The 17,574-nt window shown below is 69.4% G+C and carries 15 protein-coding genes; 9 read left to right on the forward strand and 6 right to left on the reverse strand.

What is annotated here, in order from left to right:
* The first annotated feature begins 68 nt into the window (after positions 1 to 68).
* Together PV396_RS02360 and PV396_RS02365 are read left to right on the forward strand one after the other, a co-directional pair.
* Positions 69 to 1,604: an RNA polymerase sigma factor gene (locus PV396_RS02360; RefSeq protein ID WP_319199879.1), complete on the forward strand. Its 1,536-nt coding sequence runs from the start codon at positions 69 to 71 to the stop codon at positions 1,602 to 1,604.
* Between the two features lie 223 nt (positions 1,605 to 1,827).
* Positions 1,828 to 2,694, forward strand: coding sequence for a serine protease (locus PV396_RS02365; RefSeq protein WP_319199880.1), 867 nt, complete (start codon positions 1,828 to 1,830; stop codon positions 2,692 to 2,694).
* A 177-nt stretch (positions 2,695 to 2,871) separates the two neighbouring features.
* Here PV396_RS02365 and PV396_RS02370 read toward each other — a convergent pair whose 3' ends face one another.
* On the reverse strand, positions 2,872 to 3,102 hold the full coding sequence (locus PV396_RS02370; RefSeq protein WP_044471628.1) for a hypothetical protein: 231 nt from the start codon (positions 3,100 to 3,102) through the stop codon (positions 2,872 to 2,874).
* Between the two features lie 450 nt (positions 3,103 to 3,552).
* Here PV396_RS02370 and PV396_RS02375 point away from each other — a divergent pair, with 450 nt between their 5' ends.
* From PV396_RS02375 to PV396_RS02400, 6 genes are all read left to right on the forward strand, one after another.
* A complete protein-coding gene (locus tag PV396_RS02375; protein WP_319199881.1) occupies positions 3,553 to 5,673 on the forward strand; it encodes a DNA topoisomerase IV subunit B in 2,121 nt (706 codons plus the stop codon).
* Positions 5,674 to 5,878: 205 nt separating this feature from the next.
* Positions 5,879 to 6,442 (forward strand): DUF1453 domain-containing protein, encoded by a 564-nt coding sequence (locus tag PV396_RS02380; protein WP_319199882.1) that lies wholly within the window; start codon positions 5,879 to 5,881, stop codon positions 6,440 to 6,442.
* Positions 6,439 to 7,590, forward strand: coding sequence for a sensor histidine kinase (locus PV396_RS02385; RefSeq protein ID WP_319199883.1), 1,152 nt, complete (start codon positions 6,439 to 6,441; stop codon positions 7,588 to 7,590). Before PV396_RS02380 ends, PV396_RS02385 begins: the two co-directional genes overlap by 4 nt.
* Positions 7,587 to 8,270 (forward strand): response regulator transcription factor, encoded by a 684-nt coding sequence (locus PV396_RS02390; RefSeq protein ID WP_319199884.1) that lies wholly within the window; start codon positions 7,587 to 7,589, stop codon positions 8,268 to 8,270. Before PV396_RS02385 ends, PV396_RS02390 begins: the two co-directional genes overlap by 4 nt.
* Positions 8,271 to 8,339: 69 nt before the next feature.
* A complete protein-coding gene (locus PV396_RS02395; RefSeq protein WP_319199885.1) occupies positions 8,340 to 8,906 on the forward strand; it encodes a DUF485 domain-containing protein in 567 nt (188 codons plus the stop codon).
* Entirely contained in the window at positions 8,903 to 10,495 is a 1,593-nt protein-coding gene (locus tag PV396_RS02400; RefSeq protein ID WP_319199886.1) for a cation acetate symporter, read from the forward strand. Before PV396_RS02395 ends, PV396_RS02400 begins: the two co-directional genes overlap by 4 nt.
* Before the next feature lie 48 nt (positions 10,496 to 10,543).
* Here the strand turns inward: PV396_RS02400 and PV396_RS02405 are convergent, their stop codons facing one another.
* The 5 genes from PV396_RS02405 to PV396_RS02425 form a co-directional block, all read right to left on the reverse strand.
* Entirely contained in the window at positions 10,544 to 11,236 is a 693-nt protein-coding gene (locus tag PV396_RS02405) for a response regulator (RefSeq protein WP_319199887.1), read from the reverse strand.
* Positions 11,237 to 11,395: 159 nt separating this feature from the next.
* Positions 11,396 to 12,076: a response regulator gene (locus PV396_RS02410; protein ID WP_319199888.1), complete on the reverse strand. Its 681-nt coding sequence runs from the start codon at positions 12,074 to 12,076 to the stop codon at positions 11,396 to 11,398.
* Positions 12,073 to 13,818 carry a sensor histidine kinase gene (locus PV396_RS02415; RefSeq protein WP_319199889.1) on the reverse strand — a complete coding sequence of 582 codons (1,746 nt, stop codon included), beginning with the start codon at positions 13,816 to 13,818 and terminating at the stop codon, positions 12,073 to 12,075. The genes PV396_RS02410 and PV396_RS02415 overlap by 4 nt, the downstream gene beginning before the upstream one ends.
* Positions 13,819 to 13,989: 171 nt before the next feature.
* The gene (locus PV396_RS02420) at positions 13,990 to 14,928 is read right to left on the reverse strand and encodes a sucrase ferredoxin (protein WP_319199890.1); all 939 of its coding nucleotides are present in this window, start codon (positions 14,926 to 14,928) and stop codon (positions 13,990 to 13,992) included.
* Between the two features lie 73 nt (positions 14,929 to 15,001).
* Entirely contained in the window at positions 15,002 to 16,258 is a 1,257-nt protein-coding gene (locus tag PV396_RS02425; RefSeq protein ID WP_319199891.1) for a citrate synthase, read from the reverse strand.
* 98 nt (positions 16,259 to 16,356) lie between these two features.
* On the opposite strand from PV396_RS02425, the gene PV396_RS02430 reads away from it, so the two are divergent.
* A complete protein-coding gene (locus PV396_RS02430; RefSeq protein WP_319199892.1) occupies positions 16,357 to 17,532 on the forward strand; it encodes a citrate synthase/methylcitrate synthase in 1,176 nt (391 codons plus the stop codon).
* The last annotated feature ends 42 nt before the right edge of the window (positions 17,533 to 17,574 follow it).

Here is a 17,574-nt window from a genome sequence, read left to right on the forward strand (position 1 = left end):
CGGTCGTCGGCCCCTGTCCGTAGTGGACGGGGCCGGAAGCCGTTTTCCAACGTTCCGAGAGGTTGTTCGTGTCGGCCAGCACATCCCGTACGCTCCCGCCCGAGATCGCCGAGTCCGTCTCTGTCATGGCGCTCATCGAGCGGGGAAAGGCTGAGGGGCAGATCGCCGGCGACGACGTACGTCGGGCCTTCGAAGCTGACCAGATTCCGGCCACTCAGTGGAAGAACGTACTGCGCAGCCTCAACCAGATCCTCGAGGAAGAGGGTGTGACGCTGATGGTCAGTGCCGCGGAGCCCAAGCGCACCCGAAAGAGCGTCGCAGCGAAGAGTCCCGCCAAGCGCACCGCCACCAAGACGGTCGCGGCGAAGACGGTGACCACGAAGAAGGCCACCGCCACCGCCACCCCGGCGGCTCCCGTCGCCGAGTCCTCCGCCGAGGACGAGGCGCCCGTGAAGAAGGCCGTAGCCAAGAAGACGACGACCGCCAAGAAGGCGGTCGCGAAGAAGACCGTCGCCAAGAAGACGGCGGCCAAGAAGACGACCGCCGGCAAGGACGACGCCGAAGGCATCGAGGACGAGGTCCTCGAGGACGTCAAGCCCGGCGAAGAGGAAGAGGAGGGTGGCGAGAACAAGGGCTTCGTCCTCTCCGACGACGACGAGGACGACGCGCCGGCCCAGCAGGTCGCCGTGGCCGGTGCCACCGCGGACCCGGTCAAGGACTACCTCAAGCAGATCGGCAAGGTCCCGCTCCTCAACGCCGAGCAGGAGGTCGAGCTCGCCAAGCGCATCGAGGCGGGTCTCTTCGCCGAGGACAAGCTGGCGAACGCCGACAAACTGGCCCCGAAGCTCAAGCGCGAGCTGGAGATCATCGCCGAGGACGGCCGCCGCGCCAAGAACCACCTCCTGGAGGCCAACCTCCGTCTGGTGGTCTCCCTGGCCAAGCGTTACACCGGCCGCGGCATGCTCTTCCTGGACCTGATCCAGGAAGGCAACCTCGGTCTGATCCGCGCGGTCGAGAAGTTCGACTACACCAAGGGCTACAAGTTCTCGACGTACGCCACCTGGTGGATCCGTCAGGCGATCACCCGCGCCATGGCGGACCAGGCCCGCACCATCCGTATTCCGGTGCACATGGTCGAGGTCATCAACAAGCTCGCGCGCGTGCAGCGCCAGATGCTCCAGGACCTGGGCCGCGAGCCCACCCCGGAGGAGCTGGCCAAGGAACTCGACATGACCCCGGAGAAGGTCATCGAGGTCCAGAAGTACGGCCGCGAGCCGATCTCCCTCCACACCCCCCTGGGTGAGGACGGCGACAGCGAGTTCGGTGACCTCATCGAGGACTCCGAGGCGGTCGTCCCGGCCGACGCGGTCAGCTTCACGCTCCTCCAGGAGCAGCTGCACTCGGTCCTCGACACCCTCTCCGAGCGCGAGGCAGGCGTCGTCTCGATGCGCTTCGGTCTCACCGACGGTCAGCCGAAGACCCTCGACGAGATCGGCAAGGTGTACGGCGTCACGCGCGAGCGCATCCGCCAGATCGAGTCCAAGACCATGTCGAAGCTGCGTCACCCGTCGCGCTCCCAGGTGCTGCGCGACTACCTCGACTAGGACGCGGTCGTACGACACGGAAGGCCCGGCTCCCCTCAGGGGAACCGGGCCTTCGTGTTGAGCGGTGCGGCTCGTCGCACCGGCGTGCGAGGAGCGCTGCCCGGCGCGTGCGCGATGAAGTGCTCCAGTCGGCGGCGTCCCTCTTTCGTGGCCCGCGCGTGCGGGGCCGAGCTGGTTGGATCACTCTGGGTTTCTCGTGATCACCCCAGAGTGAGGAGCGCGCATGCGTCACCCCTTTGTCCGGGCCCTGTCCCGGACGCTGACCCGGTCGCTGGTTCTGGCGGCCGCGGCGGCCGTGATACCGCTGGCATCCGCCACCCCGGTGGCTGCCGACGGCGTCGTCGTCGGCGGATTCCCGGTCGAGGTGTCCGAAGGCCCGTGGACGGTGGCGCTGTCCAGCCGTGACCGGTTCGGTGGTACGAGGGTGGGGCAGTTCTGCGGCGGCGTGGCCGTCGGCAGGACCACCGTACTGACGGCGGCCCACTGCATGGGCGAGGACGTCCTGGGAGCGCCGCCCAACCGTGTTCGGGATCTGAAGGTCATCACCGGGCGCACCGACCTGACGTCGACTCAGGGCAAGGAGATCGCAGTCCGCGACACCTGGGTCAATCCCGGCTACGACAAGATCAGCAATGCCGGGGACTTCGCCGTGCTCACCCTCGCCGAGGCCCTCCCGCAGGGCTCGGTCATCGGGATGGCCGGCGCCGGCGATCCGGCCTATCGGCCCGGTACGAGCGCCACGGTCTACGGCTGGGGCGACGTCACGGGCGGCGGGGACTACGCGCGCAGGCTGCGGGCCGCGCGCGTGCACGTGCTGTCCGACGCGCTCTGCGAGCGGGCCTATCCCGGCAGCGCCGACGGGACGTATCGAGCGGACAGCATGCTGTGTGCCGGTGAGGCGGTCGGGGGGCCGGATGCCTGCCAAGGGGACAGCGGAGGGCCGCTGGTCGCCCAGGGGCGACTGGTCGGGCTCGTGTCCTGGGGGAGTGGCTGCGGACGGCCCGGCAGCCCGGGCGTCTACACGCGGCTCTCGGACGTCGTACGGACACTGGGGTGGGATACCCCCGCTGCTCCCGGTAACGGCGGCTGAGTGTCCATGTGCGGATTCCGAGGGACCTCGCAGCGCTGGCCCGCTCGACTGGGCCTGGTGGGCCGTGAGCGGCTTGTGAAGCGGGGCTTGTGAAGCGGGCGGCCACTCCTGAGTGCAGGAGTGGCCGCCCGAATCAACCGGCCTGTGCCGGGGGTGGCTCGTCGTCGAAGCGCGGTATCAGCGGTCTTCTTCGGTGGAGCTGGCTGGAACGGTCGTCAGTCGCTCCGTCTCGTCCTGTATCTCAGCGGCGATCTTCTTGAGTTCCGGCTCGAACTTGCGACCGTGGTGGGCGCAGAAGAGCAGTTCTCCGCCGCTCGCCAAGACAACGCGAAGGTATGCCTGGGCGCCGCAGCGGTCGCAGCGATCAGCGGCCGTCAGCGGGCTCGCGGGGGTCAGAACAGTAGTCACGTCGCCTCTTCTCTAGCTCGACGAGCTGTCGTACCAGGGTCAACATCCAACCAGGCCGAAAACGTTCCCGCTCGTGGCTCTTCCTCGAAAAAATCTTTCGAGACGGCTGTCTGCTGCCGGTTGGCGGCGAATGTGCCGTATTGCGTGTCTTTGTGTCTGTACGGGTTCGCGCTGTCTGTCGTCTGTAGGGGTGTTGGTCCTCCCGGCTGGGTTGCCGGTTGTTCTTGAGGACGTGCCCGGAGCCTAAATGGTTCATGCCTGGAAGGGAACGTGATATGTACTTCACTCCAACGAGGGATCGAACGGTTATGCGACTCTGGTTTAGTCTGAGTTTCAGACGAGGGTGGCGTTACATCGGCTCTACCAGGCCTCGGTACCCTCTGAGCGGTGACCGAAGCCGGGCCCTTACCCACCAGGGCCCCAACTGAAATTCAGCGAGGAGCGAACCGCGTGACCGCCGATACGTCCGTGCCGTCCACAGCGCTGCTGGCAGGAGCAGACCGGGACGGTTCCAACTACACCGCGCGGCACCTGCTCGTCCTCGAGGGGCTCGAGGCAGTGCGCAAGCGTCCGGGCATGTACATCGGGTCGACCGACAGTCGCGGCCTGATGCACTGCCTCTGGGAGATCATCGACAACTCAGTGGACGAGGCCCTCGGGGGCTACTGCGACCACATCGACGTCATCCTGCACGATGACGGCTCCGTCGAGGTGCGGGACAACGGCCGCGGCATCCCTGTGGATGTCGAGCCCAAGACCGGCCTTTCCGGTGTCGAGGTCGTCATGACCAAGCTGCACGCCGGCGGCAAGTTCGGTGGCGGCTCGTACGCCGCTTCCGGCGGCCTGCACGGCGTGGGCGCGTCGGTGGTGAACGCTCTCTCGGCCCGCCTGGACGTCGAGGTCGACCGCGGGGGGAACACCCACGCGATCAGCTTCCGCCGCGGCGTGCCCGGCTCCTTCGGCGCCGTCGGTCCGGACGCCACGTTCGAGACCGGCGGCCTGCGCAAGACCAAGCGGATCCCCAAGACCCGTACCGGCACGCGCGTGCGGTACTGGGCCGACCGCCAGATCTTCCTCAAGGACGCCAAGCTCTCTCTGGAGAACCTCCACCAGCGTGCCCGGCAGACCGCGTTCCTGGTGCCCGGACTCACCATCGTCGTGCGTGACGAGTTCGGGCTCGGCGAAGGCGGCAGCAAGGGGGAGGAGTCCTTCCGTTTCGACGGAGGCATCAGCGAGTTCTGCGAGTACCTGGCCGCCGACAAGCCCGTCTGCGACGTCCTCCGTTTCTCCGGACAGGGCCTCTTCAAGGAGACGGTCCCGGTCCTGGACGACCACGGTCAGATGACACCCACCGAGGTCACCCGCGAGCTGGGTGTCGACGTGGCGCTGCGCTGGGGGACGGGCTACGACACGAACCTCAAGTCGTTCGTGAACATCATCGCCACGCCCAAGGGCGGCACCCACGTCGCGGGCTTCGAGCAGGCCGTCGCGAAGACGATGAACGAGGTCCTGCGCACCAAGAAAATGCTGCGCGTGGCCGAGGACGACATCGTCAAGGACGACGCCCTGGAGGGCCTCACCGCGGTCGTCACGGTTCGCCTCGCCGAGCCGCAGTTCGAGGGTCAGACCAAGGAGGTGCTCGGCACCTCGGCGGCCCGACGCATTGTGACGAATGTGGTGTCCAAGGAGCTCAAGGACTTTCTGACCTCCACCAAGCGGGACGCGGCGGCCCAGGCCCGGGTGGTCATGGAGAAAGCTGTGGCCGCCGCGCGTACGCGCATCGCGGCTCGTCAGCACAAGGACGCACAGCGCCGGAAGACGGCCCTGGAATCCTCCTCGCTGCCCGCCAAGCTCGCCGACTGCCGTAGTGACGACGTCGAGCGCAGCGAACTGTTCATCGTGGAGGGCGACTCCGCGCTCGGTACCGCCAAGCTCGCCCGGAACTCGGAGTTCCAGGCGCTGCTGCCGATCCGGGGCAAGATCCTCAACGTCCAGAAGTCGTCCGTGACGGACATGCTGAAGAACGCCGAGTGCGGCGCGATCATCCAGGTCATAGGGGCCGGATCCGGTCGTACGTTCGATATCGATGCGGCTCGCTACGGCAAGATCATCATGATGACCGACGCCGACGTCGACGGCTCCCACATCCGCACCCTGCTCCTGACGCTGTTCCACCGCTACATGCGGCCCATGGTCGAAGCGGGCAGGGTGTTCGCCGCGGTGCCGCCGTTGCACCGCATCGAGCTCATCCAGCCGAAGAAGGGCCAGGACAAGTACGTCTACACGTACTCGGACCGTGAACTGCGCGAGAGGCTGCTGGAGTTCCAGAGCAAGGGGGTCCGTTACAAGGACTCGATCCAGCGCTACAAGGGCCTCGGCGAGATGGACGCCGACCAGCTGGCCGAGACCACGATGGATCCGCGCCATCGCACACTGCGCCGGATCAACCTGTCCGACCTGGAGTCGGCCGAGCAGGTCTTCGACCTTCTGATGGGCAACGACGTCGCCCCTCGCAAGGAGTTCATCTCCAGTTCGGCTGCCACGCTGGACAGGTCTCGAATCGACGCGTGATCCATTCGGGACTCGCGGCCGGGGCGGTACTTCCACGTGCCGCCCCGGCGCCGTTTCTCCACCCCCGGGTGGAGGTCGGTGCCGCTGTGAATCCACCCTCCGTCCACCCCTGCTCCGATCCTGTGACGTGCCGTTTTCCGTAGCGTCGAAGGCGTCGACAGCACCCGCTGCCGGCGTCGCCCCTTCTTCGTCCACGGAGGCCTGCATGTCCGGGCTTGCTGACGCCTTGCTGATCGTCGCCGTCGCCGGCCTGGTGGTCGTGCGACTGTTCCGCACCCGCCGGATAGACGGCGACCGGCGCTGGTGGGTCGTGCCCGTGATCCTGGCCGTCGTGGCACTGCGTGAGCCCGGCCTGATCGACGCCCATCATCGAGCGGAGTCGATCAGTCTGTTCGCGGCCGAGCTGTTCATCGGCCTCGCCACCGGGGCCGGCTGGGCCTGGACCACCCGCGTCTGGGCCGAACCGGGCGGCGAGGTGTGGAGTCGGAGCACCAAGGCGAGCGTAGCCGTGTGGATCATCGGGATCGGTCTCCGTGCCGGCCTCTTCGCCCTGAGCGCGGCGCTCGGCGTCCATCAGGGCACTTCGGCACTGCTCCTCGCTCTCGCGGCGACCCTTCTGCTCCGCGCCGGAATCCTGCGCTGGCGATCGAACTCCCTGCGTGCGACATCCCCGCACCCGGATTCGCTTCGCCCCGCGTCCACGCCCTCGGCGCAACGGCAGAACACGGCCTACGGTGACAGCGTGCCTCTGCGGAAGGAGCACCTGTGACGAAGAACGACTGGTTGCGCTGGCCTTCCAGGGAGGCGCTCGGCCGCGAGGGCCGCACCCCCAACCGCCGTCGGCTCGCCTGGGCCACCCGGCTGCTGATCCTCGGCATGCTGCTGTGGGGAACCGTCAGCAGCAGCCCGCCCCGGGGCAGCGACTCGGCTCTGGCCGTCGGGGGAGTTCTCCTCGCCGCCCTGCTCGCCTGGGCGCTCCACCGGACAACGCTCCAACACCGACTGTGGCCCTCTCTGGCGCTCCTGCTGCTGCTTCAGGGCCTCGCGGTCGCGGGTCAGGCTGCGGGGTTCCGGGTACCGGCACTCGTCCTGTGGTGCGGGTGCGCGATCACGGCGCTGGAAAGACTGCCCCTGTCAGCCGCAGTGCCCACGAGCGTGGTAGCCCTCGGTTCGTACGCGGTGGTCGATAACGACCCCTTGCTCACCACAGCCGTCACCAGCATCGGTCTCGCGCTCGCCGGGTACGTTCTGAGGCTCGACGCCGAAGCGCGTGGCAACGCCCAGCGGCTGCTTGCCCAGGAACGAGCCGCGCGGGCAGCCGAAGCGGAGTCGGCGGCGCTCGCGGAACGGGCCCGGATCGCGCGGGAGATCCACGACGTGCTCGCGCACAGCCTCTCGGCGCAACTGGTCCACCTGGAAGCGGCCCGCCTGCTGATCGAGCGGGGCGCCGACCGGGACCGGATACTCGAACGGGTGGTCGCGGCGCGGGGAATGGCCCGTGACGGTCTGGCCGAGACGAGACAGGCCCTGTCCGCGCTGAGGGGCGAGATGTCCCCGCTGGAGGACTACCTGAGCGAAATCGTCGGCGTGACGGACGATGTGGGCGTCACCATTACGGGTGAGCGCAGACCGCTGCCGGCGGAGGCGTCACAGGCCGTGCGCCGGGTGGCCCAGGAGGCGCTGACCAACGTCCGCAAGCATGCTCCCGGCGCCAAGGTCCAGGTGCGGCTGGACTACAGCGAGCACCAAGTGACGCTCGACGTAAGGGACTCGGGCGGTTCGCCGGGCGAACTCACGGGGGTGGGCGGCGGGTACGGTCTGCTCGGCATGCGCGAGCGTGCCGAGTTGCTGGGCGGTTCGCTGGATGCCGGGCCGGACGAGAAGGGTTTCGTGGTGACCTTGAGGGTGCCGACATGACGGCGGATGCCGGGCGGGAACCCGCGCGGGTCGTGGTGGCGGACGACCAGACCGTCGTACGTGAAGGCATCGTGATGCTGCTCGGCCTGCTGCCAGGGATCGAGGTCGTCGGAGCGGCAGGGGACGGGGACGAGGCCGTCCAGCTCGTCGCACAACTCGCGCCGGATGTTGTGCTGATGGACCTGCGCATGCCGCGTTGCGACGGCGTCGAGGCGACCCGGCGGATCAGGGCCGAGTACCCCGGGACCCAGGTCGTGGTGCTCACGACGTTCGCCGACGACGAGTCGCTGTTCCGCGCGTTGCGGGCAGGTGCGCGTGGCTATCTCACCAAGGACGCGGACGGCGACGACATCGTCAGGGCGGTGCACAGCGTGCTGTCCGGGGACGCGGGGCTGGCGCCGAGCATCCAACGAAGGCTCCTGGAGCGGCTGACGGAGTCCGAGAATAAGCCGGCCCCGCCCGCGGAGCCGCCCGACGGGCTCACCACGAGGGAGGCCGAAGTGCTGATACTGATCGCGGACGGCCTCAGCAATCAGGAGATCGCGCTCAAGCTCCATGTCTCCACGGCGACCGTGAAGACTCACATCAACAACCTCTTCGCCAAGACGGGGATCAAGGACCGTGCGCAGGCGGTGCGTTACGCCTATGGAAAGGGGTTGGTGCGGCCTCCCACAGCGTGAATCACCTAATGGGGTGAACACCGTGGCGAAGAAGAGTCGGGGATCTTCCCGTTCTGTCCATCCTTGGGCATGCAGTCAAGCACCGGTCGTCCTCGCAGGCGCGGGGGCGGTCCTAAGAGTTCGGCCGAGACCCACGAAGGTCATGCCGCCGTCCCGACCCATGTGGAGACGGGCGGGGACACGCGGTTCGACGACCCCTGGTACGACGCGCTCGCCTCTGGCTGGGGCGAGTTGGACGGGACGGGCGCACCCGCTCCCGTTGTCCCGCCCATGCGCCGGGAGCAGGAGAACCGGGGCTGCGGTGCGGCCGACGTCTATCTGGAGGTGCAGCGCAGCGCGGCCTTCCAGGAGGTGCGCAGGCGGTACCGCAGGTTCGTGATTCCCGGCGCCGCGGTCTTTTTCTCCTGGTACGTGGGCTATGTGGTGACCGCGACCACGGCGCCCGGGTTCATGGCGCGGCCCGTGGTGGGCGCGGTGAACGTGGCGATGCTGGCGGGACTCGGGCAGTTCCTGACGACCTTCCTGTTCACCTGGGCGTATGCGCGGCACGCACGGTTGCGCAGGGACCGGGCGGCGCTCGATCTGCGCTGGGACACCCAGGAACTGACGCGTGGCCTCCGAGGTGGTGGATCGTGACCGGCAACCATCAGATGCTGGCGCTGGCGCTTTTCAGCGCCTTCGTCGCCGTCACGTTGGGCATCACCACGTGGGTCAGCCGACACCGTCAGGGTTCGGCGGAGGAGTTCTACGCGGGAAGTCGGCTCTTCTCCCCGATGGAGAATGGTTTTGCCATCGCGGGTGACTACATGTCCGCCGCGTCCTTCCTCGGCATCTCCGGCCTCATCGCACTCTTCGGGTACGACGGGCTGCTGTACTCGGTCGGATTCCTGGTGGCCTGGCTGGTTGTGCTGTTCCTGGTCGCCGAACTGGTGCGTAACTGCGGGCGGTTCACGCTGGCCGACGTCATCGCGGCGCGGATGCGGGAGCGGCCGGTGCGGATCGCGGCGGGAACTTCGTCGGTCACCGTGTCCGTTCTCTATTTGGTGGCGCAAATGGTGGGAGCGGGCAGCCTGGTCGCGCTGCTGCTGGGCGGGACCAGCGAGGCAGCACAGTCCTGGACGGTGATCGCGGTCGGCGCGCTCATGGTGATCTATGTGTCGTTGGGAGGGATGCGAGCCACTACCTGGATCCAGATCGTCAAGGCGGTCCTGCTGATGGGCGGAGCGATCGCACTGACCATGCTGGTGCTGGTGCGCTTCCACGGCGACTTCGACCAACTGCTGCGCACGGCGGCCGAGCGCAGTGGACACGGTGACGCGTTCCTCGCCCCCGGGCTGAGGTACGGAGGTGACTGGACCTCGCGTTTCGACTTCATCAGCCTGGGGCTCGCCCTTGTGCTGGGGACGGCCGGACTGCCGCACATCCTGTCCCGCTTCTACACTGTGCCGACCGCTCGGGCAGCGCGTCGCTCGGTCGTCTGGTCGATCGGGCTCATCGGCGGCTTCTATCTGATGACGATCGTCCTCGGCTTCGGCGCGGCAGCGATCGTGGGACCTCAGGCTGTCCGCGGCTCGAACGCGGCCGGGAACACGGCGGTTCCGCTGCTGGCCCTAGATCTGGGCGGCGGCGCGGACTCCACAGGCGGAACGGTTCTGTTCGCGATCGTCGCCGCCATCGCCTTCGCAACCATTCTCGCCGTGGTCGCGGGCATCACGCTCGCGTCCTCGGCATCAGTGGCCCACGACCTGTACGCGTCGCTGCGTCGCCCGCGCGCCAAGCCGCGCAGCGAGGTGGCCGTGGCCCGCACCGCGGCGGTCGGCATCGGCGTCGTCGCGATCGCCCTCGGTCTGCTGGCCCGAGACCTCAACGTCGCCTTCCTGGTGGGCCTCGCCTTCGCCGTCGCGGCGTCCGCGAATCTACCGGTGCTGCTCTACTCCCTGTTCTGGGGCGGCTTCACCACCCGGGGTGCGGTGTGGTCGGTGTACGGGGGGCTGGTTCCGTCGGTGGTCCTCGTGCTGCTGTCGCCGGTGGTGTCGGGCAGCCCTGATTCGCTGTTCCCGGGAGTGGACTTCCAGTATTTCCCCTTGCAGAACCCGGGTCTCGTCTCGATCCCGCTGGGATTCCTCGCCGGCTGGCTCGGCACGGTTACCTCGGCGGAGGACCCGGACAAGGCCAAGCACGCGGAGACCGAGGTGCGGTCGCTCACGGGAGCGGGCGCCGTTTAGGGGCGGTGATGTCAGGCTCGTAGGCCCCCTGCGGTGGAGGCAGGACGCTCAGGGGGCCACCCATGCGTACCGGTGTTCGGGGCGGCCTGTGTCGCCGTACTTGAGGGAGAGGCGCAGTCGGCCCGCCTGTTCCAGGTGGCGGAGGTAGCGCTGGGCGGTGGAGCGGCTCAATCCTGTCTCGGCGGCCACCTCGTGAGCCGAGAGCGGGTGGCCGGCGCGGTGGAGCACTCCGCAGATGAGGTCCGTGGTCGGTTCCGAGTGGCCGGTCGGGAGGCCGGGGGCCGAAGGTGCCGGCGGGGTGCGCAGCGCGCCGAAGATCCGGTCGACCTGCTCCTGGCCGGTGTGGTCCCGGTCGCCGACGCGGTCGACCGTGCGGCGCAGGGCCGCGTAGGAGTCCAGGCGGGCGCGCAGTGCGGCGAAGGTGAACGGCTTGACCAGGTAGTGCAGTGCTCCCACGCGCATCGCGGCCTGCACAGTGACGACGTCGCTTGCCGCCGTGATCATGATGACGTCGGTGCAGTGGCCCTGTTCCCGCATGCGGTGGACGAGTTCGAGCCCTGTCTGGTCGGGCAGGTAGTGGTCGAGCAGGACCAGGTCGATGGTGCCCTGCTGCACGGCGGCCAGGCCCTGGGCGGCACTGTGCGCACGGGCGGCGACCCTGAAGCCGGGAACCCTTCCCACATATCTGGCGTTGATCTCCGCGACGCGAAGATCGTCGTCCACTACCAGGACGTCAATCATCGGGCCTCTCCCTCAGGGCCGACGAGCACAACAGACTCTTGCAGACGAAAGAACGACTCGCGTCCAGAAGACCGATGTTGTGGCATACGCCATTCCTTCCGCCATCGAACTACGGCGCACGGGCAAGATCTTCACACTTCCGTCAGGTCCCCCTGTGCCTCAGGAGCGGGTCGCCCAGACGTAACGGTGCTCCGGGCGGCCCGCGTCGCCGTACTTGAGCGTCAGTCTGGCGCGTCCCGTGCGCTCCAGGAGCTTCAGATAGCGCTGGGCGGTCTGGCGGCTCACCCCCGTCCGCTCGGCGATCTCCTGGGCCGACAGGGGGCCTTCGGCGTTCACCAGGGCGCGGCGCACGAGTTCCGCGGTGGTGGGGGAGTGCCCTTTGGGCAGTTCGGGCTCGGGTCCGGAGGACAGGGCGCCGAAGATCCGGTCCACCTCGGCCTGTTCGGCCTCGCCGCCACCGTCGAGGGTGCGGCGCAGCTCCGCGTACGCCTCCAGCTTGGAGCGCAGCCCCGCGAAGGCGAACGGCTTGACCAGATACTGCAGCGCCCCCTGCCGCATCGCCGCCTGCACAGTCGACACGTCCCGGGCCGCCGTCACCATGATCACGTCGGTCTCGTGGCCGCGCCGGCGCATCTCCTGGACGACCGACAGGCCCGTGTCGTCGGGCAGATAGTGGTCCATGAGGACGAGGTCCAGGTGCGGGAGCAGCTCCAACTGCCGCAGCGCCTCGGCCGCGCTGTGAGCCTCCCCGGCGACGTGGAAACCGGGCACCTTCTCCACGTAGGCGGCGTTGACGCGCGCCACGCGGATGTCGTCGTCCACGACCAGTACCTCGATCATCGCGGCTCCTCCTCGGCGGCGGTGGCGCCCGTGTCCGCAGTAGCGGCCGGCTCCAGTGGTGGTGGTGCGTCCGGGACGCGCGCGTGCTCCGCCTCCGGGGCGCGGCCGGGGCGTGGTTGCGGCGCCGGGTCCGGCTCGGCGAGTGCCTCCGGCAGTACGACCATGAACTCGGCGCCCCCGCCGTCGGCATCGGCCACGCGCGCGCTTCCGCCCTGCCGCTCCGCCAGCCGACGTACCAGGGGGAGACCGATCCCGCGTTTGCCGTGCGCCGGCGGCTTCTTCGTGGACCACCCCTCCGTGAAGATCAACTCGCGCTGTTCCGCCGGGATTCCGGGCCCCGTGTCGCGCACCCGGAGGATCGCCGTACGGCCCTCCGCGCGCAGCTCGACCTCCACGCGCGCGTGCGCGGTACCGGCGACCGCGTCCAGCGCGTTGTCGACCAGGTTGCCGACGACGGTGACCAGCCCCCTGGGATCGATCAGCCGGTCCGGGAGCAGTGTCCGGTCCGAGACGAGCAGGGCGACACCGCGCTCTGCCGCCACGGTCGCCTTGCCGACCAGCAGAGCCGCGAGCAGCGGATCGCGGATCTTCTCGGCGACCTGCTCCGCGGTGGCCCGATGGTCGCCCACCACTTCGCCCACGAACTCCACGGCGTCGTCGAACATCTCCAGTTCGAGCAGGCCCAGGAGCGTGTGCATGCGGTTGGCGTGTTCGTGGTCCTGGGCACGCAGGGCGTCGAGCAGACCGTGCGTGGAGTCGAGCTCGCGGCCGAGTTGTTCCAGTTCGGTCCGGTCACGGAGGGTGGCCACGGCGCCGCCGTCGTCGGTGGGCATGCGGTTGGCGACCAGCACCCGCTGGCCGCGCACGGTGAGCAAATCGGTTCCGGTCACGCGGCCGGCCAGCACATCGGTCGTACGTCCGGCGCCGAGCGCCTCGTCCAGTGAGCGGCCCACGGCCTCCTCGCCGATGCCCAGCAGGCGCTGTGCCTCGTCGTTGAGGAGCCGGACGCGGCCCGCGCGGTCCAGGGCGACGACCCCCTCGCGGATGCCGTGCAGGACGGCCTCGCGCTCCGCGAGCAGCGACGCGATGTCCGAGAAGGCCAGGTCGCGGGTCTGTCGTTGCACCCGTCGGGAGATCAGCCAGGCGGCCAGGGCGCCCACAGCCATGGCGCCGCCCGCGTAGGCGAGCAGCCCCGGGATCGCGTGGAACAGCCGGGCGCGCACGCTGTCGTACTCGATGCCGACCGAGACCGCCCCGACGACCCTGCCGCCGGTGTCACGCAGCGGCACCTTGCCTCGGGCGGAGCGGCCCAGGGTGCCGCTGTCGATCTCCATGACCTCCTTGCCCGCCAGCGCCTGGCGGGGGTCGGTGGAGACCACCCGGCCGATCTCCTTCGGATCCGTGTGCGACCAGCGCACGCCCCGCATGTCCATCACCACGACGTACTCGGCCCCGCTGGCCTTCCGGATCCGCTCCGCCTCGGCCTGCACCGGCCCGTCGACCGACGGCTTGCTGTCCTGCAGGTCTTCGGCGATCTGCGGCTGGGCCGCGGTGGTCTGCGCGATGGCCAGCGCCCGGCGCATCGCCTGGTCGTCCAGTTGGTCGCTGAGCGGCGCGAGGAACAGCCCGGTCGCGAGCACCGCCACTCCCGCGGCGATCGCCACCTGCATCAGCAGCACCTGCGAGAACATCCGCTTCGGCAGACCGAGGCGCAGGCGGCGTACGGGGGGAGTGGGGCTCATACCCATGACGGTACGGGGACGAGCGGCCCAGGCCGTAGTGGGGTGACGTGGATCGCTTGATCAATGCGTGTACAGACCGTGCGCGGATATGTACGGGTGCTTGACGGGTGGACTGTGGGCCGCCCGGGTCGACGCCGTACGGATTGACGCGTACGGATTGACGCCGTGCGGTCAGCGCGGCGGAGCCGCCGACTCCAGTTCGCGCACCGCCACCACGTCCAGCCGCGCCGGTGAACCCAACGCGGATCCGCAGCTCTCCGGGCGCGGCGGCAGCGAGGCGCCCTGCGTCACGGCGACACTCCACCGACGGCCGTCCGTGTGGGCGACGGTCACCTCCCAGTGGGGCGCCGAGCCGTCTGTGTGTTCGACGCTGAGTGCGTCCATCGCGTATTCGTGCACCGCCGAGCGGACGGCCAGTTCCGCGGCCTGTCCGGGCCGCTCCCAGGCAGAGCCGCCGCGGCAGCCCTCCACCTCGAGACGCCCTTCGCGCACGCCCTGGAGGATCTCCTTGACGTGCGGGGCCTGGGCGCGGCCGTACGCGTATCCGTACGGAAGGACGAGCAGCGTGGGGGAGAAGCGGTGACCACCGAGGTGCGTGACCTCCCAGGCGCCCTCGACCCCGGAGGCGGCCAGCTCGGCGGCGAGAGGGCGGCCGAGCAGCGCACAACAGCGGTCGCGCTTGCCGTTGGTGCAGACGAGGGCGAGGGGGTCGCCGGTGTGGGGCCGCCCCTGAAGCACCGTGTCGAAGGTGCGTGGGTCGCCCTCACCGAGAGCGGCGAAGTCAAGGTCGAGCAGCTGTTCGGGGTCACATGTCGTGGCACTGTGCAGCCAGACGTCTCCGGGCGTGGTGTGGGCCGCGTACACCTGCCGTACGGCGGATGGCCCGAAGTCGGCATGCCGGCCTGGGCGGCGGATCAGGGCGATCCGTACGCCGGTTCCCTCGGCGGCCTTCTCGAGGGCGCGGCCGAGAGCAGGGTCCAGATGGCTCATGGTGAGCGCCTGGGCACCCCACGGTCCGGGCTGCTCCACCAGCAGCCAGGTCCTCGCGGTCGCCGCGGTTCCCGCGATGGGCTCGTCGAGGTCCCGGGAGACGGTTGCGCACCTACTCACAGAGGTGAGCCTAACCTGACTTGGGGTGGGGCGACTTCCAGCCGCGCGGAACGGGTGGTCCAGCCCCATCCGGCTACTCCGGGAGCGGTTGCGGAGGGCGCTCACCCACGTAGGTTCCGGACGGGCGCATCCGCAGCGGACGTTCGCCGTACTCCTCCAGGGCGTGCGCGATCCAGCCCGCCGTACGGGCGACGGCGAAGATCGTCTCGCCTGCCGACGCTCCCATGCCGCAGGCGACGGTGAACACGGCCAGGGCGAGGTCCACGTTGGCGTGCAGCGGGGTGTGGCGGGCGGCGGTGGTCACGATGTCGTGGGCCGCGGCGAGGGCGGGAGCGGCCTGCGGCATCTCCTCCAGGAGCGCGAAGAGGGCACGCGCGCGTGGATCCTCGCCGGGGTAGAGCCGGTGACCCAGCCCCGGGACACGGCGGCCCGCCCGCAGCTCGGCTGCGACCACGGGAGCCGCGTCGCCCTCGTCGAGCACGTCGACGAGCATCCTGTGCGCCAGACCGCTGGCGGCGCCGTGGAGCGGGCCCTCGAGGACGCCGAGCCCGGCCGAGACGGCTGCGTAGGGGTGCGCGCGGGCGGACGCGGCGACGCGAACGGCGAGGGTCGAGGCGGCCAGGTCGTGGTCGACGAGGAGACCGAGTGCCGTGTCCAGGGTGCGCAGCGAGGCCTCGTCGGCGATCCGGACGGAGAGCCGGGCCCAGAGGCGGTGCGCCAGTGAGCCTTCGTCGCGGTGGCCGGCCGACAGTGGCGGCAGGGCGGCGACAAGGGTGGGGATGAGGGTGCGGGCTGTGCCCAGGACGGTGTCCTCGGAGAGGTCGAAGCGGAGTGGATCGACCGCGGCCGCGGCGATGGCGGCGACCCGGAGGCGGTCTACGGGGTCGCTGTGTTCCGGCAGCGCGTTCACGGAGCGGCGGGCGGCGGCGACGAAGGCCTTGGGCGCGGTGAAGGTGACTCCGGGACGCAGAGTGCCGGTCCACAGCCACTCGGCGACTTCTTCGTAGGAGTGGCGAGAGGCCAGTTCGGTGGCGTCGACGCCCCGGAAGTAGTACCGGTCCTTGTCGATGAGGGTGAGCCGGGTGCGTACGGACAGATCCCCGCCGGATCCCGGACTTCCGCCGCTCTCCCGCTTGTTGCGGCGGGCGAGCGACTCCACCTCGCGGGCGTCGAAGGTGCTGCCGCGGCCACCGGGGTCGCGCCGGCTGTCGAGCTGACCGCGACTCACGTACGCGTACACGGTTTCAGGCTTCACGCCGAGCAGTTCGGCGGTCTCCTTGGTGCTCAGGCGGCGGCTCGTGTGATCGGGTGCGGGCTCTTGATCGCGCATGGGTGTCACCGTATCCATCTGGACTGTATATTGATTGGATCAATATTGACATCGTTTCAGTCAATCATGGACAGTCGAATCAAGTCCAAGGAGGAAACATGTCGATCAACCGGGCCGCTACCGCCGCAACCGCCGCCGTCGACGTACCGCGGGGCCTCGCGGGCGTCGTCGTCACCGACACCCGAATTGGGGACGTCCGGGGGGGCGAGGGCTTTTACCACTACCGCCAGTACTCCGCTGTCGAACTCGCGCAGACCCGGAGCTTCGAGGACGTCTGGCATCTCCTCGTCCACGGGGGACTGCCGGACGCGGATCGTCTCGCCGCCTTCACCGCGCAGACCGCGGCGCTGCGACGGCTGCCCGACGAGGTGCGAGCGGCCCTGCCGGCGATCGCGGCGGCGAGCGGCCGGTCCGGACCGCTGGCCGGAATGCGCACGGCGCTGTCGCTGCTCGGCGCGGCCAAGGGCTTCCGTCCCGTCTACGACATCGACGCCGAGCAGCGATGCGCGGACGCACTGGCCGCCTCGGCGGCCGTACCGACCGTGCTGACGGCGCTGTATCGGCTGGGCCGGGGCCTTGACCCCGTGGAGCCGAGGGGTGACCTCCCCTATGCGGCCAACTACCTGTACATGTTGACCGGATCGGAGCCGGACCCGCTGCACGCCAGGGCGATCGAGCAATACCTGATCTCAACCATTGACCACGGATTCAATGCATCAACGTTCACGGCTCGGGTCATCACGTCGACGGGCGCGGATGTGGTGGCGTGTCTGGTGGGAGCCGTCGGAGCGCTGTCCGGCCCGTTGCACGGAGGTGCCCCGAGCCGCGCGCTGGACACCCTGGACGCGATCGGGACGCCGGACCGCATCGACCCCTGGATCCGCGAACGCGTCCTCGCCGGTGACCGCATCATGGGCTTCGGACACCCGGTCTACCGCACCGAGGACCCCCGCTCCCGCATGCTGCGGGGAATCGCGGAGCAGTTCGGCGGCCCGCTGGTGGATCTGGCGGTCGAGGTCGAACGCCGGGTGGAGGCGATCCTGGCCGAATTGAAGCCGGGCCGTGAGCTGCACACGAACGTCGAGTTCTACGCGGGCGTGGTCATGGAACTGTGCGGTCTGCCGCGCGAGATGTTCACACCGACGTTCGCCGCGGCCCGCGTGGTGGGCTGGAGCGCCAACATCCTGGAGCAGGCGGAGGACTCGAAGATCATCCGGCCGGCGGCCCGGTATGTGGGGCCCGTACCCCCGGTGGCGGTACCGGGCGCCGCCTGAGGCCAGGAGGGCGGTACCGCGCGGGTCGCTCACTCGGCGACG

Source organism: Streptomyces sp. ME02-8801-2C (assembly GCF_033793965.1).
Taxonomy (GTDB): domain Bacteria; phylum Actinomycetota; class Actinomycetes; order Streptomycetales; family Streptomycetaceae; genus Streptomyces.